Source organism: Bacillus sp. FSL R5-0576, assembly GCF_038004765.1.
Lineage (GTDB): Bacteria > Bacillota > Bacilli > Bacillales > Bacillaceae > Bacillus > Bacillus subtilis.
Window position 1 is genome coordinate 3,205,703 of the sequence record NZ_JBBORU010000001.1, and the last position, 22,370, is coordinate 3,228,072.

The window sequence follows — 22,370 nt, forward strand, 5'->3', positions numbered from 1 at the left end:
AAATAAGTGAGAGATATTTATATTGAGGGATTATTCATCCCTTAATAACTTCTTTGCGGCTCCTTCGTCTGTGACGAGAACCGTGTTGCGTGGCTTTTTAAAGTAAGCCTCGATCGCCTCGGCTTTTGATGATCCGCCCGCTACCGCAATAATATCGGGGATGGCATCTATGTCATCCAGCTGCATTCCGACAGAATGCACTTTGTGAACCACTTCGCCGTCCGCGTTAAAATAGTAGCCGAACGCTTCTGTCACCGCGTCGTTATCATCTATTTTCTTTAAGTCTTCTAAAGGCGTGTTTCTGCGCTGAGCCATAGTTTTAGCTTCGCCGATTCCGTGAACCAGCATACTCGCTGATTTAATGGTGTTCAGCACCTCTTTGACAGAAGGCTCTTCAATAATAGATGAATAGGCGCCTTGTGACAGCTGTCCCGGAACAAACAAAAGCCGGTAAGTGCCTGAAGCCTTCTCCGCCATATGCGCGCATATGGTGTTCGCCTGGTTTTTCACATCTTCGCCTAAACCGCCTCTTGCAGGCACAAACAAAAGCTCGCGGTTTTTAGAATCCGGCGTCATCATTTCGGCGACAGCTTCAATTGTCGTACCGCCAGTTACAGCGACGATATTTTTGCCTGAAAATCTTTTTTTCATACATGCGACAGCCGCTCTTCCCATTTCTTTTTTGACCCATGGGGATTGATCGCTGTCTCCGGATACGATAATGGCATCCTTCAGATTTAAACGTTCTTTTAATGTCTTTTCCAAAAGAGTCAAACCTAAAACATCTTTCATCGTATCTTCCAAAACAGAAAGCAGTTCATAGCCCTCTTCTGTCAATGTCATGCCGTTTGTCTTAATATCGACCAGGTTCTGTTCCTTTAAAAACTGAACCTCGCCCCTCAGCACACGCTCGCTGATTCCGAGACTGGCAGACAGGCTTCTTCGCCCGATGGGTTCTGTCAGCCTGATATACTGCAAGATTTCAAACCTCTTTTGCATAACGAGCAGAAGATCAGGCAATAATTTTTTTTGAGCTTGTATTAACTGGTTCATGACTCAAACGTTCCTTCCTTTTTTGCTGGACATTATATGTCCCGCTATGACAAAAAACGTCCCGTCATAGCCAAAAAAAATCATTTCTGCTTTCTTTAATTATTTTAACAGGGTGGAATTGTTTATTCAACTGTTAAGAGCCAATTCATCGACAATATTCGCAGAGTTTTCATGCCGCGTCGTTTTATCCAGCAATATTTTATCCTATATATCTTTATCTTATACAGAAAGCGCCAAATGGTGCATCCCAATATAAACAGCCCTTCCCGTAGAAAGGGCTGTTTCATTAAAGCGTTTTCATTTTATCCAAAGCTTTTCAATTTCCTCGAGCGATTTGTTCTTCGTTTCCGGACAGATCGTAACGACAAACAGGAAACAAAGGATGTTAATCACCGCAAAGATCCAAAATGTATAGGCGAGCCCGAAAGAATCAATCATCATTGGCACAAACTGTCCGATCGCCCAGTTTGCTCCCCATAAAAAGATGGTCGCAATGCCCGCGGCCCGCGCACGCAGATGGTTCGGGAAGATTTCAGAAATCATAATCCATGTGATCGGTCCGACCGAGACACAGAAAGCAGCGACAAAACCTAATATAAGGACGATCATCATGATCCCGCTTGTTAACTCAAAATAAAACGACGTCCCGATTAAAATCATAAAAATAGCCATAAAAGCAGAACCGATGGACATCAGTTTTTTTCGTCCGACTTTATCAATCAGCAACACCGCAATAACGGTAAAAATAACTTCTACAACCCCGACGATACAAGTCGTCACAAATCCGGCGTTTTGCCCGAATCCCATCATTTTAAAGATTTCCGGCCCGTAGTAAGTAATCGCGTTCATGCCGATGACTTGGTTAAACAGCGCCAGCAGGATTCCAATGACAAGCGCCTTTCTGAGACCCGGCTTAAACAGCTGGGAGAGCGACCCCATTTGTTCTATTTTTAAAGAGTTCTCAATGTTCTTTAATTCTTCTTTTGCAACAGTTTCTCCATTAATACGTGTCAGGATCTTTAAAGCTTCATTTGTTTTGCCCGCTTTCGCCAGCCATCTCGGACTTTCCGGGACGACGAGCAGGACAAGGAAAAAAATGACGGACGGCACCATTCCATAAGCAAGCATCCATCTCCAGCCGGTGTGCACGCCCCATTCGTATGTTCCGGACCGCTGCACAGCTAGATTAATAAAGTATGTTGCGGAAATCCCCAGTATCGTAAAGAGCTGATATAAGGAAGATAAACTTCCGCGTATGGCGGGCGGTGCCGCTTCTGTAATATACGTAACAGAGAGCGATGAGCCCATCCCGATTCCCAGCCCCCCGATAATCCTTGCAATGATTAAGGTGGACACGTCTTGAGAAAGCGCTGAAACGATTGCTGATATCGCAAATAACAAAGCGGCTGTCATTAAAATTTTTCTCCGGCCGAATCTGTCACTTAAAAATCCGGATATCCCGACGCCCACAACTCCTCCAATCATAATGCTTGAAATGACAAGTCCCTCCATAAACGGACTCAGGCTGTATAAATCTTTCAGAAAACCGATGGCGCCAGAAATCACTGCCGTGTCATAGCCATACAATAAGCCGCCAAGCCCCGCCGCACATGAGATCAAAATGACAAATCCCATTGAATGGCTTCTTGTTACAGGAACATTTGGTTCTAATTGAGTTGGAGTATTCTTCATTTCCCTGCCCTCCCGAATGTTGAGTAAAGCGTTTTCATTCAAAACTTCAATTGTACGTACTTATATTAAAATTTAACGAAAATTACATTTAATTAGTACGTACAAATATAGAATAATCTTGTTTGCATTTTCTGTCAATGTTTTCTTACAAAGAACGCTGTGATATACTGAAATTTGTCCGTATACATTTTGGAGGAATGGATATGTTACCAAAATACGCGCAAGTAAAAGAAGAAATCAGTTCATGGATTAATCAAGGCAAAATACTGCCCGATCAAAAAATCCCTACCGAAAACGAATTAATGCAGCAATTCGGCGTCAGCCGGCATACCATCCGCAAAGCGATCGGAGACCTCGTATCACAAGGTCTGCTGTACAGCGTGCAAGGCGGAGGCACCTTTGTCGCTTCACGCTCTGCTAAGTCAGCGCTGCATTCCAATAAAACGATCGGTGTTTTGACAACCTACATATCAGACTATATTTTCCCGAGCATCATCAGAGGAATCGAGTCCTATTTAAGCGAGCAGGGGTATTCTATGCTTTTGACAAGCACAAACAACAACCCGGACAACGAAAGAAGAGGCTTAGAAAACCTGCTGTCCCAGCATATTGACGGACTCATCGTAGAACCGACAAAAAGCGCCCTTCAAACCCCAAACATCGGCTATTATCTGAACTTGGAGAAAAACGGCATTCCTTTTGCGATGATTAACGCGTCATATGCCGAGCTTGCCGCGCCAAGTTTTACCTTGGATGATGTGAAAGGCGGGATGATGGCGGCGGAGCATTTGCTTTCTCTCGGCCACACGCATATGATGGGTATTTTTAAAGCTGATGACACACAAGGCGTGAAACGGATGAACGGATTTATACAGGCGCACCGGGAGCGTGAGTTGTTTCCTTCTCCGGATATGATCGTGACATTTACAACGGAAGAAAAAGAATCAAAACTTCTGGAGAAAGTAAAAGCCACACTGGAGAAAAACAGCAAGCACATGCCGACAGCCATTCTTTGTTATAACGATGAAATTGCGCTGAAGGTGATTGATATGCTGAGGGAGATGGATCTTAAAGTGCCGGAGGATATGTCTATTGTCGGGTACGATGATTCACATTTCGCCCAAATCTCAGAAGTGAAACTAACCTCTGTCAAACATCCGAAATCAGTGCTTGGAAAAGCAGCCGCCAAATATGTCATTGACTGCTTAGAGCATAAAAAGCCGAAGCAAGAGGATGTCATATTTGAGCCTGAGTTGATCATTCGCCAGTCCGCACGAAAACTGAATGAATAAAAAAAGCAATGTATGGGTCTCCCCGCTACATTGCTTTTTTTATAGCTGTTATCTGTTTTTCCAAACGTCAGCGATGATTTCAAACGAACGCATTCTGTCTGCGTGTTCAAAGGTTTCTGAGTTAACCATAATTTCGTCAGCCTGTGTCGTTTTGACGAAATCTTCAAGCTTCGCCTTCACTTCTTCCGGACCTCCGACAATCGTGGAGCTCAGCTGCTCATTGACCATCGCTTTTTCATACGGGCTCCAGATTTGATCCATATCCTCAACAGGCGGTTTAAGCTGGTTCGGCGTACCGCGGACAAGATCAAGAAACCTTTGATAATGCGAAGTCGCAAGGTGCTGCGCTTTCTCGTTTGTATCTGCCGCGATAATGGTGACACCGACCATCGCATACGGTTCGTCGAGCACGTCTGACGGCGTGAAGGAATTGCGGTACAGCTCCAAAGCGGGAACCGTATTCGCCGGTGAGAAATGAGCGGCAAAGGCAAACGGAAGACCTAATTCACCTGCCAGACGGGCGCTGAAGCCGCTTGAGCCCAGCAGCCAAATCGGCACGTCTATGCCCTCTCCGGGAATGGCGCGAACTTGATTGCGCACATTTCCTGACGGTTTAAAATAATTGCGCAGTTCCTCTAATTGTTCTGGAAAATCCTCCCCGCTGTTGATGTTTCTGCGGAGTGCTCTGGCTGTCAACTGGTCTGTTCCCGGCGCACGTCCAAGCCCCAGATCAATCCGACCGGGATACAGTGTTTCCAGTGTGCCGAATTGTTCAGCAATGACTAATGAAGAGTGGTTCGGGAGCATAATGCCGCCGGAACCGACGCGGATTTTCTTCGTGCCTCCGGCAATATGGCCAATCAAAACTGCGGTGGCAGAGCTTGCAACACCTTCTATATTATGATGTTCAGCAAGCCAGTAACGGTGATAGCCCCATTCCTCTGCCCGGCGCGCCAAGTCCATGCTGTTTCGGAATGATTCTGCAATCGTTCCTCCCTGAACAACCGGAGATAAATTCAAGACAGAAAGCAAGGTATCTTTGCGTTGGTTGTTAGACATATTGTTCTCCTTTGCAAATGTGTTATCAGTAAACAGCCCAAAGCTGTCAGGTCATGATTGTAAGAACTTCTATCACACCATAACACAACTGCATTCAGGAATAAAAGAATTTGATTCGATGAAATTCGAACAATATAAAACGAACGGTTTGGAACATTATTCTGCTCCAAACAGCTCCTTAGCCATCTCAATAAAGAGCTTAGCCGCCAGAGAAGCCTCCTTTAGCGACGGAACAGCAAGCTGCACATCACGGTATACCTGCGGGTCCAATTCCCGGGTCACCACATGCTCCGGAAGCGGCATCCCCGACATGGACATTTCCGATAAAATGGCCAGGCCCAGGCCTTCTCTGATCATACTGATCGAGGTGTTGATGTTATAGACCGTGAAAGCTGGGTGCAGCGTAGCACCCGCCTGCCTGAACATATCGATAAATGGTGATTCATAGCCGCCGTCACAGACGATCATCGGTTCATGGTCAAGATCTTTCAGCGTAATGGCTGAATGACTGGCAAGCGGGTGATCGTCCCTGAGCACGACAGCCATTTTGTCTTTTTTCAAATGAATGTACTCCATCTCCTCTGTTGGATACAGAAGAATCCCAACATCTATCATCCGCGTATGAAGCCACTCCTTGACTTCATTTACAGTTCCCTCGTGCAGCACGAGCTCAAGTTTCGGATATTTTTGTTTAAATTCACTGATCAGCTTCGGCATAAAATAAGCCGAGGCAGTTGAGAATGTGCCGATATGGATCGTTCCCAGTTCAAGCCCTTTTTCCGCTGCTGCTACCTGCTCAACTTTTTCAATGCCTTTTAAGACTTCTCTGATGTGTACTAAGATCTGTTTTCCCGTATCTGTCAGCATCAGGCCATTGCGGCGGTCACGAATGATCAGCTTTACATCAAGCTCAGCTTCGATCGCAGAAATCGCATGGCTGACAGCCGGCTGTGTCATGTTCAGCGCCTGACCCGCTTTTGTAAAGCTTCCAGTTTCAGCTATTTTCACAAAAACCTTTAATTGTGTAATGGTCATAACAATTTACTTATGCTCCTTATAAAAAAGATTCATTTTATTTATCTTATGTTCTACCGTATCATATGATGGAAAAGTTCTACAAGGAGTGAATGAACAATGAAGCAGCTCTCAAAAACGCGGACAGCTCTCCTGCTCGCATTTCTCGTCATCATGTGGGGCGTCAATTGGCCGCTGTCCAAAGCCGCGCTCGCCTATTCTCCGCCATTATTGTTCGCGGGCATCCGAACGCTGATCGGCGGGCTTTTATTAGTCATTGTCGCACTGCCGCGTATTCATAAATTACGCTTAAAAGAAACGTGGCCGATTTATCTTGTTTCTGCTCTTTTAAATATTACATTATTCTACGGCCTGCAAACGATCGGGCTGAATTATCTTCCGGCCGGCCTGTTTTCTGCAATCGTCTTCTTCCAGCCTGTTCTGATGGGTGTATTTTCTTGGCTGTGGCTCGGCGAATCCATGTTTGTAATGAAAGTGATTGGCCTCATCCTCGGTTTTGCGGGAGTAGCCGTCATTAGTGCTGCGGGCTTTGGCGGGCATATTTCTGTCATTGGGGTTCTGCTGGCTCTCGGCTCCGCAATCAGCTGGGCGCTCGGAACGGTATATATGAAAAAAACAGGCAGCCGCGTCGATTCCATCTGGATGGTCGCTCTGCAGCTGACGATCGGAAGCGTGTTTCTGCTTATATCCGGCTTTTGGACAGAAAGCTTTTCGGCGATCCAATGGACAGCTCCGTTTATTACAAGCCTGCTGTTTATCTCCGTATTCGTTATCGCACTCGGCTGGCTTGTCTTTTTTACGCTTGTCGGTTCAGGAGAAGCAAGCAAGGTCGCATCTTATACTTTTTTGATTCCGCTCATATCAATCGTGGCCAGCTCCATTTTCCTGCATGAACCGCTCACCCTTAGCCTCTTGGCAGGGCTGCTGCTGATTGTCACGAGCATCTGTCTCGTGAATACAAAATCAAAAGCGCAGAAAGCTGCGGCGATTGGTATAAACGAGAAAGCTGCACAATAATAAAAACCCTCTTGCCGGATGCGGCAAGAGGGTTTCTTATTTACTGATGCTTGCGTCCTTTGACCAAATATGCAACTGTAATCAAAAGGTAGATCGCCGCAGTAATGCCAGTAATGACAATTGATGTTGTCATGATGACCCCGATCAGAATGGCGAGTAATGCCACAATCGCAAACCATGTCGTGTACGGGAACCATTTTACATAATAAGCCGGTGTTTCCGTTTGCTGTTTTCTCGATTTTAAATGAGCGAATCCGATGATCAGCCAAATGAATAAAACGGTATATCCCAATGATCCCATTAAATAATTAAATGTTTGGCTTCCTGCGAACAGAGAAATCAATACGCCAATATAGAGAGAAGAAGTGCACATCAGAATCGCAAACATCGGTACGTTTTTCGATGAAAGCTTCGAGAAGACCTTTGGAAGCCTTCCGTCACTTGCCTGTGTATACAAAATGCGTGATGATCCGTATAAACCTGAATTCATAGAAGAAATGATCGCCAGCAGGATGACTGCATTCATGATATGATCCGCGCCCGGAATGCCTACCATTTTAAAGACCATCACGAAAGGACTTTCCGGAACGGAATTGACTTGGTTCCATGGAATCAGGCTGACGATGATGAAAAACGGCAGCAGGTAAAACGCGACAATCCGTGTCAGTGTGCTGCGGACAGCTTTCGGGACAACCTTTTCCGGATTTTTTGTCTCTGCAAGCGTTACACCGATAATTTCTGTACCGCCGTAAGAGTAGATGACGACAAGCATCGCCGTGATCAGCCCTGTGCCGCCGTGCGGGAAAAATCCGCCGTGGTCTGTCAGATTTGAAAATCCGGATGCTGTATGATCACCGAATGATACAAATAAGAGCAGCAATCCCAGAATAATAAAGATAATAATAACGGTAATCTTGATCATTGCCAGCCAATATTCGGTTTCGGCGAAGATTTTAACAGAAAGCAAGTTTACAATCGTGACGATAAGAGAAATTCCTAATGCCAACACCCAGATCGGGCAGCCCGGCAGCCAATATTGAATGAAAATCGCAGCTACAACAGCTTCAGCCGCAATGTTAAGCACCCACATTTTCCAGTAGATCCAGTCCAAAAAGTAAGCGGCGTAGTTTCCCAATACCTGCTGGACAAGATCACGGAAGGTTCTGGCGTTACGGTTTCGAACAGCCATTTCCGCCAGCCCCTGCATAATAAACAGCAAAATAATCCCGCCGAGCAGATATGCGATAATGACAGATGGCCCTGCCACATCGATCGCTGAGCTGCTCCCCTTAAATAAACCTGCGCCGATTGCTCCGCCCAGCGCCATCATCATAATATGGCGGGACGTCATCGTGCGTTTTAACGTTTGATTGTCGTTTTTCATCCTCTTCTACCTCTCCTTCTCGTTTTCAAAAACAAAAAAGCCCGCCGTCTCCTACCTAATCTAATAGATAAAGAGACGACGAGCCTTCGGCTGACCGCGGTACCACTCTTGTTGATTCTTCATGAAGAATCCTGCTTTTGACCTGTAACGAAGGTTAGCCGTTAAAACATAGGGAATATTCAATCTATTCCGTTCCGTCTTACCACTCCCGGGCGAGTTCAAAGAAGAATCAGGCTGCGTCGCACCACCCCGCAGCTCTCTGTTCTGATCACTTTCTTTTACTGCTCCCAATCTATGTGTTTTAGTTTTCTGAAAAACTCAAATTTTATGATCTGAATATATTAACATAATATACGTGCTTCTCTTTTAACTGTCAATAACTTCAGAGAAAAAAGAAACTGTTATTTTGTCCCTTTTCGAATGGCTTTCCAAAAGGATTCTGACTCGTTTCCTAATGCGTAAACTGAAACACCTGCTATTTTATATTGCTTTGCCAGATGGCTTTTCGTTTGAACGGTTTTTTCGTTTTCATACCACACGACATGTTTATGCTTCTTTTTGTCAACATAAGAAAACGTCATCGAGCCTGATTTTTTGTTGAATGCCGGCTTTGCTTTTTGTTTTTTGATGAGGGATTTGAGCTCATTCCATTCCCTTATTGTGCTGGTACTTCCGTCTTTTACATCCCAGTCATAGCCGTACGCAGGGATTCCCATGATGACTTTATTGGCTTTGATCTTTTTGACTGAAAACTGCAGAGAGCTTTTGATCCAGTTTGTGCTTGCCACTGACCCTGGCTCACCCCAAATGCCATGTTCGTCGTAGGTCATGACTTGTACGAAGTCGGCATATTTGCCGATTTTCGCATAATCATACGGCCAGCTCCAGTCATCATTTTTATCATCGGCGCTTTTGGCCGGAACGGATACCATTGTTTTAATATGTTTCTTATTCAAAGCCTGTGAGACATATTGAATGAAGTTCGAGTACGCAGCGCGGTCTTCTGGATTTACTGCTTCAAAATCGATATTAATTCCGTAATATGAGTGCTTTTTGGCCAGTGTAATTAACTGATCTGTGAATCGTTTTTTCGCTGTTTTATTACTCATGACCCGACTCGCTAAATCTCCGTCAAAATCATAAATGGCATCATTATAGTTTGAAATGACAGCCCATGTCTTGATTTTTTTCTTTTTGGCATATGTCAGCTGCTTAGTTGGGGGGGCATCGCCAATCACATGTCCGTTTTTTTCAAACGCAAACGTATCGGTTGCGATGGCATTCATGTATGTATGATATTTCGTAAGAGAATTGTATGAAGCCGTATCCCCAGTCGTGTAGCCTAGTGTCATTCCGGCTGCCTTCGCTTCTGTTTTTGTATACATAAACAGAACAATCGCAATCGCCAGTGAAACCGCTATGATCAGCCATTTTTTCATCGCATTTCCTCCTGTATCAAGTCATACTCTTCTCATCGGCCAAAAAATTGGAAGTTGAAGTTTTTTCAAGCAAAAAGCCCGGCATATGCCTGCCGGGCTTCCTGAGTTCAGCGGTCAGAGACGAGAATATATGCTGCCTTTACAGGTCCGTGCACTCCCACAACTAAATCCATTTCAATGTCTGCTGAGTTGCTCGGTCCGGTAATGTAGTTGATACATGAAGGAACAGTGACACCGTCCGCAATGTTTTGGCGGATGATATCACTGGCTTGTGTCATTCTCGGTACAATGCTTGATTTCGGCACGATCGCAATATAAGTCGTCGGCAGAAGGCTGACAGATCGGCCGATGTCTTTTGAGGAGAAGAGGACAACCGTCCCCGACTCAGCCAATGTAATTTCGCTGAATGTAATCCCTACATTGGCTTGCTCCGCTTTTTTGATATTTTCCTCGCCTTTGTCAGCATCCCACTCCCAGACCGGCGTTCCTTCACTCGGCCAGTCCTTGGTGAGCAGGCTTTTCAGTCCGTATTCTTCAAAGCGGGGGTCCTTCGGAATGATGACAGGGCCTCCGGAAAAGCCGCTGACTTGCTCGCGCAGGGCATCATAAAGGCCGGTTGAATCCGTTTCAATCAGCTCTGTATGGATTTTGACACAATGGTTTTTGAGCACTGTGACTAAGTCATCCGCTGAATAACCTTCAAGTGTTTTATATTGCGGCTGATGCGCCCATTCAGGGACTGCCACGCCTCCTGTTCTTCTTTCACGGCCCAGGCTGGATGCGATTCGATTTAAAAAGCTCTCTTGATTCTGAATGGTTCCCTTCGTCATCACTGCTCCTCCTTCGTGCGTTCACTTGTTTCTCTGTCCGCAAACCAGTCTCTGAATCTCGATTTATGCGGTGCCGGGAAGTCACGGATCTGTGTCCAATTTTTAAGCGGGCCGGGCCCTTTCGAAATTTTTTCGTCCTCTGTAAAAGGCGTCATGGCGGCCGGCGCCCATTTTGAGCCCATTTTGTAAAGCGATAAGGAGGATGCGCCAAGTCCGAATGCTTTCATTGCAAGCTTTTCACTGATCGGCGCTCTGCCTTCTTTTTCGACGATATTCTGACGATGCTTGAGTAGCAGCTCATGAAGCGGGATTTTGACCGGGCAGGCTTCTGAACAAGCAGCGCACAGTGAAGACGCGTACGGCAGCTCCTTATAATCATCATAACCGCCGAGCAACGGCGATAAAACCGCTCCGATCGGCCCCGAGTAGATTGAGCCGTATGAATGTCCGCCGACATGGCGGTACACAGGACAGACATTGATACAGGCGGCACAGCGGATACATTGCAGCACAGACTGGAATTCCGTTCCAAGGATATTGGATCGTCCATTATCAACGATGACAAGATGGAATTCTTCCGGACCGTCCACCTCACCTTCCAGCTTCGGACCCGTCAAAGCTGTAATATAACTTGTCAGCCGCTGTCCGACAGCACTTCTTGTCAGCATGCTGACTAGCACTTCAAATTCAGAAAATGACGGGACAATCCGCTCCATTCCCATGACGGTAATTTGTGTTTTCGGCAAGGTGCTCACAAGCCGTCCATTTCCTTCATTGGTCACAAGGCTGACAGAACCCGTGTCAGCGATGGCGAAGTTACAGCCGGTAATGCCGATATCCGCTTCCAGAAACTTTTTCCGGAGAATGGCGCGCGCATGCATCACCAGCTCTTCCGGTTTTTCTGTATGTTGATAGTCCAGCCTTTCTTTAAACACATCGCGTATCTGCTCTTTATTTTTATGAAGGGCGGGCGCTACGATATGTGACGGCGGATCGTGATCATCAATCTGCAAAATATACTCGCCGAGATCGGTTTCTACGACTTCACAGCCTTCCTTCTCCAGCACCTCATTCAGATTGATTTCCTCTGTAACCATTGATTTTGATTTTACGATTTTCTTCCCGTTCTTCTTTTGAATGACATCACGAATATAGGAAGACGCCTCTTCCGCTGTTTCCGCAAAATAGACATGTCCGCCTCTTTTCGCCACATTATCGGCAAGCTGTCCGAGATAGAAATCAAGGTTTTCAAGGACATGCTGCCTGATTTCCTCTGATAATGAGCGCCACTCCTCCCAGTTTCCCAGTTCTTCTGCTGCCTCTAGGCGCCGCGTCCGCAGACGCTCCTGTGCACCCGAAACAGCACCTCTCATAAATTCATTATCAATCCCCTGTGATACCCGCTCTTTAAAAGCGTCAGTACCGATTTTCATCGCCATGATCCTTTCCCCCTCTGAATCCAGTTTTATCTGCTGTTGAGCACTTCGGCGATGTGCATCACTTTGACATTCTTATCTTTTCGGCCAAGCCGTCCCCCGATATTCATCAAACAGCCGCAGTCAGCACCGATCAGCACCTCTGCTCCCGTTTCCTCCACACATTCGACTTTTTCATCGACCATCTGCTCAGAAATCTGCGCCATCTTGACGGAGAACGTTCCTCCGAATCCGCAGCAGTTATGTTTGCCCGGAAGCTCTGTAAACTGCAGGCCCTTCACATGGCTCAACAGCTTCATCGGCTCCTCCCGAACACCCAGCAGCCTTGTCATATGGCACGACGTATGTAAGGTCGCTTTTGTATGAAGGGTCGCGCCGACATCCTCTACTCCAAGTACGTTCACAATAAAATCTGTCAGTTCATACGTTTTATCCGCCAGCTTTTGCGCTTTATCGGCCCATTTCGGATCATCCTGAAACAGGTGCGGATACTCCCGGAACATCGTTGTGCAGGAACCGGAAGGACTGACAACATATTCAGAATCCTGAAACGTTTCGATCATCCGTTTCATTGCTTTTTTGGCGTCATTTACATAGCCGCTGTTGTAAGCCGGCTGCCCGCAGCAAATCTGCCCTTCCGGAAAATCAACCTCACACCCAAGCCGCTCCAGCAGCTCAACCGTTGCTTTTCCGACATTTGTTTGAAACATATCAACAAGACAAGTGACAAAAAGTGAGACTTTCATGATGAACCCCTCTCTCATCCCCAATATATGATCAGGTCATCTGATGACCTGAGTTAAAATAACTATATGAATATCGTACACTATTCTGACAATGGAAGGGAAGGGTTTTCTAGGGATATTTTCATTTGTGGCATATAAAAACACTCCCGATCTCCCAGGAGTGCAGTATATGGTTAAATCCAGCCCTTTTCCTCAGCGATGCTGGCGGCTTCTGTCCGATTTTTCGCATTAAGCTTTTGGATGATTTCTGAGATATAGTTTCGAACTGTGCCTTGAGATAAATAGAGCTCCAGCGTAATGTCTTTTGTTGTCTTGCCTAAAGCCGCAAGCCTCAGAATTTCTTGCTCTCTAACGGTTAGCGGATTTTCGTCTCGCATCATATTAAACGTCAGCTCAGGGCTGAAGACACGTTTTCCCTTTACACATTTTCGAATGGCATCGGCCAGATCGTCAATTTCGCCGTCTTTCAGCAGATAGCCATGTGCACCGGCCTTTACGGCGCGTTCAAAATATCCGGGGCGAGCAAAGGTGGTTAAAATAATGACCTTGCTGACGCAGCCTTTTTTCATTAATTCCTCTGCCACATCCAGCCCGCTTCGAACCGGCATTTCAATGTCCATAATGCATACATCCGGCTCCAGCTTCAAAATAGCATGTAGCGCCTCTTCCCCGTTTAATGCTTGTCCGATGACTGTCATATCCTCTTCTAAATCAAGCAAAGATCCCAAAGCGCCTAAAAGCATTCGCTGGTCCTCAGCAATAAACAGACGAATCATTCTTTTCGTCCTCCAATCATTCTGCTTTTTTAATAAGCGGAATCGTCAGTGCCACAACCGTTCCGTTATGATCTGAAACCGTTAATCCCCCTTCAATGAGCATGAGCCGTTCTTCCATTCCCCGCAGGCCATTCCCAAACATTTTCTCCTTTGGCGCTCCCTTTCCGTCATCCCGTATCACGATCCTCATTTTGTCAGCAAACTGAGAAATGGTGATGGCACAGTGGGTTGCTTTGCTGTGCTTGATAATGTTAGTCACGGCTTCCCGCATACACATACTGATAATATTTTGAGTGACGGGAGATATCGCTGAAAAGTCGTCGGCTCCTTCGTATTGAAAGGTAATGTTCCCCGCTCTTAATATGTGCTGAATGTTTACGAGCTCCTCTGTTATCGTGACCGTCCTCATATCAGAAACCAGCTCTCGAACTTGCTTGAGTGCGGATCGTGAGCTGGTTTCCATTTCTTTTGCCTCAAGCTTGGTCCGTTCTGGATCAGATGCAGCCAGCCGCTGAATGAGCTGGCTTTTTAATGTAAGCAGCGACAGGGTGTGGCCAAGAGTATCGTGAAGATCACGGGCGATTCGAACACGCTCCTCTCTTTTAGAGAGTTCTTTTATCTGTTCGTTGGCTTGTGCAAGCTTATTTTCAAGCTCAATTCTCCGAAACATAGAACGAATGCCGAATGGAGAAATGAGCATAATGACGAGAAACGGGAGAACAGAAAAAAGCTCCCGGAGCGAGACCGAATTCGCGATAAATTGGTATAGGCATGGAAAAAGCAGTATAAAGATTAAAGCGCAGAACGCACGGTTAAAATTCGTTTTCTCTTTGAAATAGCCAACAAAGTTTGCCGGGAAAAAACCTAAGTATATATAGGTGATATTGTAAAACACACTATACATCAAAATAACCGCCATTTGCACGATAAGCCAATATGTAAACGAAGCTTTGCCCACGCTGCAGAATAACTGGCGATATGCCGCTACAAAAAGGAGCAGCATGCCATATCCGATCCCCTGTTTGACCCCTGATTCTTTCAATAAAGAGAGGAACGGCATAATCGTATACACCAGAAAGATATAAGGGAAAAACCCGAATTCCTTCGGGAAAATAGATATTGCCTTTTTCATGTATTACACCGCTTCTTGTTTTCTTCTTATATATTTAGATAGTAGCATGAAGAGCATCATATAAGCGATTAATATCAGAATATTTTTCCAAGTCGGACTCCCACCCCGGACAAGTTCCCACGCTCCGCTCCCGAAATGATAAGACGGAAGCCACTGGCCAATGCTCTGCATCATGTCAGGCATGACCTCAAACGGTATCCACATCCCTCCGCCTAAAGCCAGCAGCATATAAAGCACATTACTGATTCCGGCCGCTGTTTCTACTTTTCTCATGAGGCCGATTAGTGTGCCTAATGCTAAAAAAAGGCAATGCGCCAAACAAAATCCACAGTCCGCTCATCATCCATTCAAACGGTGACAAGGCAATATCATTGATGACTGCGCCGAACAGAAATATGACGGTAATCGATAAAACGTGAATGACACTTTGGCCGATCATCTGAGCTGATAAATAGATATGATCCTGAAGAGGCGTAAGGCGGATAAAGGCGGCCCAGCCTTGTGACCGTTCTTGTACCATTCGGATGCCAAGCGTCATGATAGAGGAACCCATCACGCTGAAGACTGTCATCGACATCAGGTAATGGGCTTCCCATGCACGTTGATCAGGGACGTTGGTATTCACTACATTTGTAAAGAAATAATAAAAGGCAATCGGCATGATCAGAGACCAAAGCACAAAGTACTTGTTCCTAAGCACCCTTTTCATTTCAGCGATGCTTTGCTTTTGCAGCATGTTCACTCACATCGCCTCCCTGTTGCCGTCAGCCAGCTGGCGAAATGCCTCATCGAGCGTCGCTTGCTCAATTCGAATATCTCGTGCTGGGATGTTTTCTTGAAAGATCAGCGCCAACACTTTGTCTGTATTTGATGTCTGGATGATGGTTCTCTCATGCTCGTGGATCACTCTTTCGACTTCCGGGTGACAAGACAGCCTTTCCAATGATTCACTTGAATGAAGCATAAAGGAAACAGACTGTTTTTGCATTCTTGAGCGGATTTGCATTGGTGAGTCGTCTGCAACAAGCTGTCCTTCAGTAAAAAATAGGATTCGCTGTGCGGCATCGTCTGCTTCCTGTAAATAATGAGTTGAAAAAATAATTGTTTTTCCTTGGTCCGACAGTCCGTGAATGGTCTGCCAGAATCGGTGTCTTGATGAAGTGTCCATGCCGACTGTCGGTTCATCAAGTATAAGCAGCTCCGGGTTCCCGGCAAGAGCCAAAGCAAAGCTCAAACGGCGTTTTTGTCCGCCGGATAATTTTTCTGCTCTTGTTTTCAAATCTTCTTTGGTGAGTGCTGTTAACGAAACGAGTTCTTTCATGGACAATGGATTCGGATAATAGCTCCGGAAGAGTTCAAGGATTTCATCCACCTTAAGGCCCGGCATGACACTTACTTCCTGAAGCATTACACCTATTTTTTCACGAACCTGTTGATCATCGGGAACCCGGTTAAATAGTTTGATTTCTCCCTCACTCGGTTTCAGCAATCCTAATATCATAGAGATGACGGTCGTCTTCCCTGCCCCATTTGGCCCGAGAATGGCTGCAATTTCTCCTTTTTCAATACTGAAGCTGATGTGGTTTACAGCGGTTTTTCGCTGGAAATGTTTTGTCACGTTGCTTACTGTTATTGCTTCTTTCATCACATGAGCACCTCCTGATCGTTTACATTGATTGTAAAATGACGGAGAAGACGATGTTAGTATGGGGTGTCATGATGATGGAGTGACAAATGTCATTTTCTTACTCACCCCGGTATCTAGGCAATCCTCCTCCTGCATCTTCCAATTCATCCATCTTTTCTATCTCCCATGTCCTCTTTCTTTTAAACTGCTGTGACATTCATAGAAAGATACACTCTTCAAACCATCCGAGTGTTATGATAGATCTATTGAACTTTATATTACTTTCCGGCTGAAAGGAGCCAATCATGAACGAAGCGATTTTGTCTAGAAATCATGTGAAGGTGAAAGGCAGCGGCAGAGCATCTATCATGTTCGCACCTGGTTTTGGATGCGATCAAAGTGTGTGGAATGCCGTGGCACCTGCCTTTGAAGAAGATCATCGTGTGATTTTATTTGATTACGTCGGTTCGGGACATTCAGATTTGCGCGCATATGACCTGAATCGTTACCAGACACTTGACGGCTATGCCCAGGATGTTCTTGATGTTTGTGAAGCTTTAGATCTGAAGGAAACCGTGTTTGTAGGTCACTCCGTCGGGGCCTTGATTGGGATGCTTGCATCCATCCGCCGCCCGGAGCTTTTTTCCAATCTGGTGATGGTGGGGCCTTCTCCTTGCTATTTGAATGATCCGCCTGAGTATTACGGAGGATTTGAAGAGGAGCAGCTCCTTGGCTTGCTGGAGATGATGGAGAAAAATTATATCGGCTGGGCAACTGTATTTGCGGCAACCGTTCTGAATCAGCCAGATCGGCCTGAAATTAAGGAAGAGCTTGAAAGCCGTTTTTGTTCTACTGATCCTGTCATTGCCCGCCAATTCGCGAAAGCGGCGTTTTTTTCTGATCACCGAGAGGATCTTTCGAAGGTAACGGTTCCCTCTCTTATTCTCCAATGTGCAGATGATATCATCGCACCTGCAACAGTAGGTAAGTATATGCATCAGCATCTGCCTTATAGCAGTCTGAAACAAATGGAGGCTCTCGGACATTGCCCTCATATGAGCCATCCAGATGAGACGATACAGCTGATCGGCGATTATTTAAAAGCACACGTGTGATATAGGAACGAAAGGGATAGAGGTGACCCTCTTAGATGGACAAACAATTGAATGATGCACCATGCGGTTTCCTCGCTTTGTCAGAAGAGGGGTCGATCATAGCTGCCAACCGCACCCTTATCAAGATTCTGGATTATGAGCCGGAGCAGGTTATCGGCCAGCACATGAATATGATGTTGACCATTCCCGCACAGCTTTTCTGCCAGCTTTATTTTTTTCCGCTTTTGAAATTAGAGCATCACATCGAAGAAATATACATTTCCCTGAAAGCTAGAGATGGAGAAGAAATTCCCGTCCTTATCAATGCTATTGCGAGACACGATAGCGGGGCTTCTGTCTTTGATTGTGTTCTGATTCCAATGCGAAAGCGAAATGAATATGAAAATGAGCTGCTGATAGCCAGAAATGAGGCACAGGAAGCTTTGCTTGCCAAACAGAAAGCCAATGCGGAGTTAGAAATTGCCTTGGAAACGCTGAAAGCAAAACAAGAAGAACTTCTTGAGATCAACAAACAAAATCAACAATTTAAATTAAACACCAAAAGAGAGCTTGAACTCGCCAGAAAGATCCAGAAAAACTCGTTGACTGAACCGATTGTAAACGATCAGGTTCAGATTGACTCTTATTACAACGCATCGAGTGAATTGTCAGGTGATCTTTACGGATATTATCAAATCGATGAACACCGTTACGGCATTATTATCCTTGATGTGATGGGGCACGGAATTTCATCTGCATTGATTACGATGTCTCTTCATCCTTTGTTCCAGCGCCAGATCACGCAAGGTCTCAGCCCCGTTAAAGTTATGAAGGAATTGGACCGGCACCTTCACAGCTTGTTTCAAAATGATGAGGAAGCAAGACATTATTGCACTGCTATTTATCTCGAGATTGACATAGCACGGCAAAGAATTGATTATGTCAACGCAGGGCATCCGCCGGCACTTTGGCAGGACGATAGCGGAACTCAACATCTGCTTCACGCTACCTCGCCTCCGATCGGGATGTTTGAAGACTTAGTGTTTCAGTCAAGCAGCCTTTCATATACGGAGGGCGGAAGATTGCTTCTGTATACGGATGGCGTGATGGATCCTACGGCTTCATGTTATTTATTTGATTTACTAAAGGATCATCCTGATTCGCCGATCGCTGACCTGAAGGAGAAAATCCTTACATCACTGCAGCATCAAAAGGAAGCTCATCATAAGAGTGATGACGAATGTTTTATATTAGTTGATGTAAAATAAAATGATCCATGAGACATAACAATGATTTGTTACATCTCATGGATTTTTTTGTTTCAGCGTTTCTTTGGAATATGTCCTGACTCCGCATATTGAAACACCTGCAAGGAAGGCAGCGGGTGTCCATTAAAATCAAATAAAGCTTGATTATCTACAGCACTTCCCCCATACCACTTCCCGGCGTCTTCAGGGTCGTATTCAGCAGCATAGCTGGACGCCCACCCTGACCCGTATGTTTCCCATAACACTTTGTTTTTCTCTATCTGTGTCTTCGGCCCGACTGGAATCCACGCAGGCTCCCAGTAGAAAACACCAAGTCCTGCTTTGCCCGTATTCGCCACTGCCTCCATTACATCTCTTACTGCAGTTGCCTGGCCTTGAACAGAAATTGGATATGGCAGCGTCTGCCCGCTTTTTGGTGCTGTATTTCCATGCCCATCGCCATCCTCAGCGGTATAGGTGTACGATGTCTCCGCCACCATGACTTTTTTGCCGTACGTGTTGGCAACAGCCTTCAGCACGGAGGTCAAATTTTGTAATGTGCCATGCCAGAAAGGATAATAGGAGCTCGCAAACACATCATAATCCACTTTGTTTTTGCTGAGTGTTTCCGCAATAAATGGATACCTTCCAGCCGTTTCTGGATTGGTAAAATGCAGGGCGACCAAAATATTTGAATTTGTCTCCCTGACCGCTCGGCTTCCTTCATTAAATAATTGGCACATCTTCGTCCAATCAGTCTCACCGGCAAATCCTCCTGTTGTTTCATTTCCGACCTGAACCATGCCGATGTCAACGCCTTCCTTGATCATCTTTTGCAGGCTTTGTTTCGTATACTCATAGAGCTTTGCTTTTTTTGCTTCAAAGCTGAGATTCACCCAGGCTTTGGGCACCTTTTGTTTCGCTGGATCGGCCCAGAAATCAGAGTAGTGAAAGTCGGCCAGCACCTTCATTCCGTTCGCTGTCGCTCTTTTTCCGATTTCGATGGCTTTTTGAACATCATTGTTTCCCCCGCCATACCCATTGCCATTTGAATCATACGGGTGATTCCAGATGCGGACGCGAACATAGTTGACCCCAGCCTGTTTTAAGGTTGTAAAGATGTCCTGGCGTTTTCCGCTTGTATTGTAAAAGGTGACACCGCTGTTTTCCAAAGCAATAACGCTGGATACATCTGCCCCTTTGATAAAATCCTTGTTCATCCCCTCTACTTTTTTAACAAAAAGATCCTCTACCCGAAGCTCTGACACGTGCTTCTCCTTCTCAATGGCAGCGGCATATCCTGTTGAACTACATGCACTCCACACGATGGCAGCCGCAAAGAACATTTTCACTTTGCTTTTCATGATTTCATCCCCCCAAGACTTAGTAAGCGGTTTCATTCTATAGAAAAAAGAATCCGCCCATATCGAGCGGAGCATCAGCCTAATGTGTGTTTACGATAATTCTCACTTCATACTTTTCCATCGTCAGGTCGCCTGACAATATGTCTCCTGTCATCATGTCCTTCACACTCTGGTCAAACGTGACCAGCTGTTTTTCTTCCGTGAAATTCATGACAAAAATATAATCATTGTCCTGATCCTGCCTCGCTTGTACGGAGACGCCTTTTCCGTGCCGAACCGGAAAAACTGGAGAAAGAGACAGGTCTGTGATCAGACCCTCATAGAAATCACGCTGAAATTGATCCTCCAAACGCGCGCCGATAAAATACGCCTTGCCCTGCTGATACTCATGGCTTGTGACCGCTGGCGTGCGCGCATAAAAATCTTCTTGATACACCGCTTCCACTGAAGCAGTCTTTACATCAATCACAGTTGCATAATCCTTCATTTCATATATTTGGCTGCGGTAGCTGACAGCGTTTCGATCCTTCGGATACAGGGTGTCCGTTTCAAGAGGCTCAACTCCAAATATAGCTTGAAGATCCGGATGCCATCCGCCTGTGTATGTTAAGTCATGCTCATTCACAACCCCGCTGATATACGTCATGACTAAGGTGCCGCCGTCAGCCGTAAACGCTTTTAAACGGGAAATGGTGTCCTCGCTGATTAAATACAGCATCGGGACGATCAGCAGTTTATATGGTGAAAAGTCTTGTTCTTTCGTGATGACGTCGACAGGGATATCGTGTTCCCAGAATGTGCGGTAATGCTGCTGAAGCGTTTGCGGATAACGTTTTGTCGCCTTCGCAAACCCCTGAGCATCCTCGAGCGCCCAATGATTTTCCCAGTCATATAAAATCGCGGTTTGAGCCGGCCTCTTCGTTCCGACAACTTCGGACAGCCGTTCCAATGTCTCGCCTACCTTGGCCACTTCTTGAAAGACGCGGTTCTTCGGGCTATTGTCATGATCCACAACCGCTCCGTGTAATTTTTCTGATGACCCCCGTGATTTGCGGTATTGGAAATAGAGAACGCTGTCCGAGCCGTGGGCAATCATTTGCATGGATGACAGCAGATTCATGCCCGGGCGCTTTGCCTTGTTGACGTTATGCCAATTGACCGCGCTTGGCGTACACTCCATTAATAAGAAAGGCTGCTGCTTCAAGCTTCGGTACAGATCATTGATAAAGCCGACCTTCATCGCCAAATCAGCTGTGCTTTCCCAGTCATTGTGCCAGACAGGATAAGCGTCCCAGCTGATGACATCGACATGCTTTGCAAATTTGCTGTAGTCGAGGCCCTGATACGGGATCAAATCCGCTGTGTCAGCCATAAAATTCGTTGTGATAGGGATATCAGGCGTCAATTCTTTCAGCGGAATGATTTCATTTTTATAAAACGAAATCGTTTGATCGGTGACGAACCGGCGCCAATCTAAATTCAGGCCATGCAAGCCATTTTCACCGATCGGCGAAGGGCTTTCAATTTGTGACCAGTCATTGAACGTATGGCTCCAAAAAGGAGTCCACCACGCCTGGTTCAATGTCTTGAGGCTGTTGTCATATTTCGATTTCAGCCACTCCCGGAAAGCATGCTGGCATAGATCACAGTGGCAATCTCCCCCGTATTCGTTTGAAATGTGCCACATTAACAGCGCCGGGTGATGTCCGTATCGTTCTGCTAATAAGCGGTTGATGTGCCGTGTTTTTTCTCGGTAGACTTTAGATGTGAGGCAGTGGTTGTGCCTTCCGCCGTGCAGCTGTTTGACGCGGGAGGCATTGACGCGCAAAACTTCCGGATAGGTTTGCGACAGCCAGGCCGGACGGGCTCCGCTCGGCGTTGCTAATATGACCCGACCGCCTATACTGTGAATCCGCTCAAAAATATCATCCAGCCATTCAAATTGATATATGCCCTCCTCCGGCTCAAGTGCGCTCCATGCAAAAATGCCGACAGAAAACGTATTCGTATGAGAAAGCTTCATCAGTTTGATATCGTCAGCTAAAATATCGGGCCGATTCAGCCACTGATCGGGGTTGTAGTCTCCCCCATGGAGCATAAATTTCGCTTCTGTTACGTGCGTTTTTTCAAGCTTTGACATCACATTC

18 protein-coding genes, 1 pseudogene and 1 other annotated feature are annotated in these 22,370 nt (G+C 45.9%); of the genes and pseudogenes, 4 read left to right on the forward strand and 15 right to left on the reverse strand.

The window, feature by feature from the left end; genetic code table 11:
* Nucleotides 1–30: 30 nt before the first annotated feature.
* Together cggR and araE are read right to left on the reverse strand one after the other, a co-directional pair.
* Complete coding sequence (gene cggR / locus NX903_RS16545; RefSeq protein ID WP_009968188.1) at nt 31–1,053, reverse strand: gapA transcriptional regulator CggR; 1,023 nt, start codon at nt 1,051–1,053, stop codon at nt 31–33.
* A 297-nt stretch (nt 1,054–1,350) separates the two neighbouring features.
* Complete coding sequence (gene araE, locus NX903_RS16550) at nt 1,351–2,745, reverse strand: arabinose-proton symporter AraE (RefSeq protein ID WP_003243899.1); 1,395 nt, start codon at nt 2,743–2,745, stop codon at nt 1,351–1,353.
* A gap of 203 nt (nt 2,746–2,948) precedes the next feature.
* On the opposite strand from araE, the gene araR reads away from it, so the two are divergent.
* A complete protein-coding gene (gene araR / locus NX903_RS16555) occupies nt 2,949–4,037 on the forward strand; it encodes an arabinose utilization transcriptional regulator AraR (protein WP_003243070.1) in 1,089 nt (362 codons plus the stop codon).
* Nucleotides 4,038–4,085: 48 nt separating this feature from the next.
* On the opposite strand, the gene NX903_RS16560 is transcribed toward araR, so the two are convergent.
* On the reverse strand, nt 4,086–5,096 hold the full coding sequence (locus NX903_RS16560; RefSeq protein ID WP_003228318.1) for an LLM class flavin-dependent oxidoreductase: 1,011 nt from the start codon (nt 5,094–5,096) through the stop codon (nt 4,086–4,088).
* A 156-nt stretch (nt 5,097–5,252) separates the two neighbouring features.
* On the reverse strand, nt 5,253–6,131 hold the full coding sequence (locus NX903_RS16565) for a LysR family transcriptional regulator (protein ID WP_003243271.1): 879 nt from the start codon (nt 6,129–6,131) through the stop codon (nt 5,253–5,255).
* Between the two features lie 99 nt (nt 6,132–6,230).
* On the opposite strand from NX903_RS16565, the gene NX903_RS16570 reads away from it, so the two are divergent.
* A complete protein-coding gene (locus NX903_RS16570) occupies nt 6,231–7,148 on the forward strand; it encodes a DMT family transporter (RefSeq protein WP_029946021.1) in 918 nt (305 codons plus the stop codon).
* A gap of 40 nt (nt 7,149–7,188) precedes the next feature.
* Here the strand turns inward: NX903_RS16570 and NX903_RS16575 are convergent, their stop codons facing one another.
* The 9 genes and pseudogenes from NX903_RS16575 to NX903_RS16615 all read right to left on the reverse strand — a co-directional run bounded on the left by NX903_RS16575 (nt 7,189) and on the right by NX903_RS16615 (nt 16,539).
* Nucleotides 7,189–8,532, reverse strand: coding sequence for an amino acid permease (locus NX903_RS16575; RefSeq protein ID WP_003228313.1), 1,344 nt, complete (start codon nt 8,530–8,532; stop codon nt 7,189–7,191).
* A gap of 68 nt (nt 8,533–8,600) precedes the next feature.
* Nucleotides 8,601–8,836 (reverse strand) — a binding site (T-box leader).
* Nucleotides 8,837–8,933: 97 nt separating this feature from the next.
* Nucleotides 8,934–9,971, reverse strand: coding sequence for a glycosyl hydrolase family 18 protein (locus NX903_RS16580; RefSeq protein WP_086344332.1), 1,038 nt, complete (start codon nt 9,969–9,971; stop codon nt 8,934–8,936).
* Between the two features lie 107 nt (nt 9,972–10,078).
* Complete coding sequence (gene lutC / locus NX903_RS16585; protein ID WP_086344333.1) at nt 10,079–10,801, reverse strand: lactate utilization protein LutC; 723 nt, start codon at nt 10,799–10,801, stop codon at nt 10,079–10,081.
* Nucleotides 10,801–12,240, reverse strand: coding sequence for a lactate utilization iron-sulfur protein LutB (gene lutB / locus NX903_RS16590; RefSeq protein WP_086344334.1), 1,440 nt, complete (start codon nt 12,238–12,240; stop codon nt 10,801–10,803). The genes lutC and lutB overlap by 1 nt, the downstream gene beginning before the upstream one ends.
* 26 nt (nt 12,241–12,266) lie before the next feature.
* Nucleotides 12,267–12,983 carry a lactate utilization iron-sulfur protein LutA gene (gene lutA / locus NX903_RS16595; RefSeq protein WP_024573483.1) on the reverse strand — a complete coding sequence of 239 codons (717 nt, stop codon included), beginning with the start codon at nt 12,981–12,983 and terminating at the stop codon, nt 12,267–12,269.
* A 173-nt stretch (nt 12,984–13,156) separates the two neighbouring features.
* A complete protein-coding gene (gene yvfU, locus NX903_RS16600; protein ID WP_015251201.1) occupies nt 13,157–13,759 on the reverse strand; it encodes a two-component system response regulator YvfU in 603 nt (200 codons plus the stop codon).
* Between the two features lie 16 nt (nt 13,760–13,775).
* Nucleotides 13,776–14,891, reverse strand: coding sequence for a two-component system sensor histidine kinase YvfT (yvfT, locus tag NX903_RS16605; protein WP_029318384.1), 1,116 nt, complete (start codon nt 14,889–14,891; stop codon nt 13,776–13,778).
* Between the two features lie 3 nt (nt 14,892–14,894).
* Nucleotides 14,895–15,633: pseudogene (locus NX903_RS16610) on the reverse strand (ABC transporter permease).
* Entirely contained in the window at nt 15,634–16,539 is a 906-nt protein-coding gene (locus NX903_RS16615) for an ABC transporter ATP-binding protein (RefSeq protein ID WP_086344335.1), read from the reverse strand.
* Nucleotides 16,540–16,823: 284 nt separating this feature from the next.
* On the opposite strand from NX903_RS16615, the gene rsbQ reads away from it, so the two are divergent.
* Both rsbQ and rsbP read left to right on the forward strand, forming a co-directional pair.
* Entirely contained in the window at nt 16,824–17,633 is an 810-nt protein-coding gene (rsbQ, locus tag NX903_RS16620; protein ID WP_086344336.1) for a sigma factor SigB/phosphatase RsbP regulator RsbQ, read from the forward strand.
* Nucleotides 17,634–17,668: 35 nt separating this feature from the next.
* On the forward strand, nt 17,669–18,880 hold the full coding sequence (rsbP, locus tag NX903_RS16625; RefSeq protein ID WP_086344337.1) for a phosphoserine phosphatase RsbP: 1,212 nt from the start codon (nt 17,669–17,671) through the stop codon (nt 18,878–18,880).
* Nucleotides 18,881–18,933: 53 nt separating this feature from the next.
* On the opposite strand, the gene ganB is transcribed toward rsbP, so the two are convergent.
* Both ganB and ganA read right to left on the reverse strand, forming a co-directional pair.
* Complete coding sequence (gene ganB, locus NX903_RS16630) at nt 18,934–20,223, reverse strand: arabinogalactan endo-beta-1,4-galactanase (protein ID WP_086344338.1); 1,290 nt, start codon at nt 20,221–20,223, stop codon at nt 18,934–18,936.
* 79 nt (nt 20,224–20,302) lie between these two features.
* Nucleotides 20,303–22,366 carry a beta-galactosidase GanA gene (gene ganA / locus NX903_RS16635; protein WP_086344339.1) on the reverse strand — a complete coding sequence of 688 codons (2,064 nt, stop codon included), beginning with the start codon at nt 22,364–22,366 and terminating at the stop codon, nt 20,303–20,305.
* Nucleotides 22,367–22,370: the final 4 nt, after the last annotated feature.

Coding starts and splice junctions, on each gene's coding strand:
- cggR (WP_009968188.1), bottom strand. CDS start 1,053: ATGAACCAGTTAATACAAGCTCAAAAAAAATTATTGCCTGATCTTCTG.
- araE (WP_003243899.1), bottom strand. CDS start 2,745: ATGAAGAATACTCCAACTCAATTAGAACCAAATGTTCCTGTAACAAGA.
- araR (WP_003243070.1), top strand. CDS start 2,949: ATGTTACCAAAATACGCGCAAGTAAAAGAAGAAATCAGTTCATGGATT.
- NX903_RS16560 (WP_003228318.1), bottom strand. CDS start 5,096: ATGTCTAACAACCAACGCAAAGATACCTTGCTTTCTGTCTTGAATTTA.
- NX903_RS16565 (WP_003243271.1), bottom strand. CDS start 6,131: ATGACCATTACACAATTAAAGGTTTTTGTGAAAATAGCTGAAACTGGA.
- NX903_RS16570 (WP_029946021.1), top strand. CDS start 6,231: ATGAAGCAGCTCTCAAAAACGCGGACAGCTCTCCTGCTCGCATTTCTC.
- NX903_RS16575 (WP_003228313.1), bottom strand. CDS start 8,532: ATGAAAAACGACAATCAAACGTTAAAACGCACGATGACGTCCCGCCAT.
- NX903_RS16580 (WP_086344332.1), bottom strand. CDS start 9,971: ATGAAAAAATGGCTGATCATAGCGGTTTCACTGGCGATTGCGATTGTT.
- lutC (WP_086344333.1), bottom strand. CDS start 10,801: ATGACGAAGGGAACCATTCAGAATCAAGAGAGCTTTTTAAATCGAATC.
- lutB (WP_086344334.1), bottom strand. CDS start 12,240: ATGGCGATGAAAATCGGTACTGACGCTTTTAAAGAGCGGGTATCACAG.
- lutA (WP_024573483.1), bottom strand. CDS start 12,983: ATGAAAGTCTCACTTTTTGTCACTTGTCTTGTTGATATGTTTCAAACA.
- yvfU (WP_015251201.1), bottom strand. CDS start 13,759: ATGATTCGTCTGTTTATTGCTGAGGACCAGCGAATGCTTTTAGGCGCT.
- yvfT (WP_029318384.1), bottom strand. CDS start 14,891: ATGAAAAAGGCAATATCTATTTTCCCGAAGGAATTCGGGTTTTTCCCT.
- rsbQ (WP_086344336.1), top strand. CDS start 16,824: ATGAACGAAGCGATTTTGTCTAGAAATCATGTGAAGGTGAAAGGCAGC.
- rsbP (WP_086344337.1), top strand. CDS start 17,669: ATGGACAAACAATTGAATGATGCACCATGCGGTTTCCTCGCTTTGTCA.
- ganB (WP_086344338.1), bottom strand. CDS start 20,223: ATGAAAAGCAAAGTGAAAATGTTCTTTGCGGCTGCCATCGTGTGGAGT.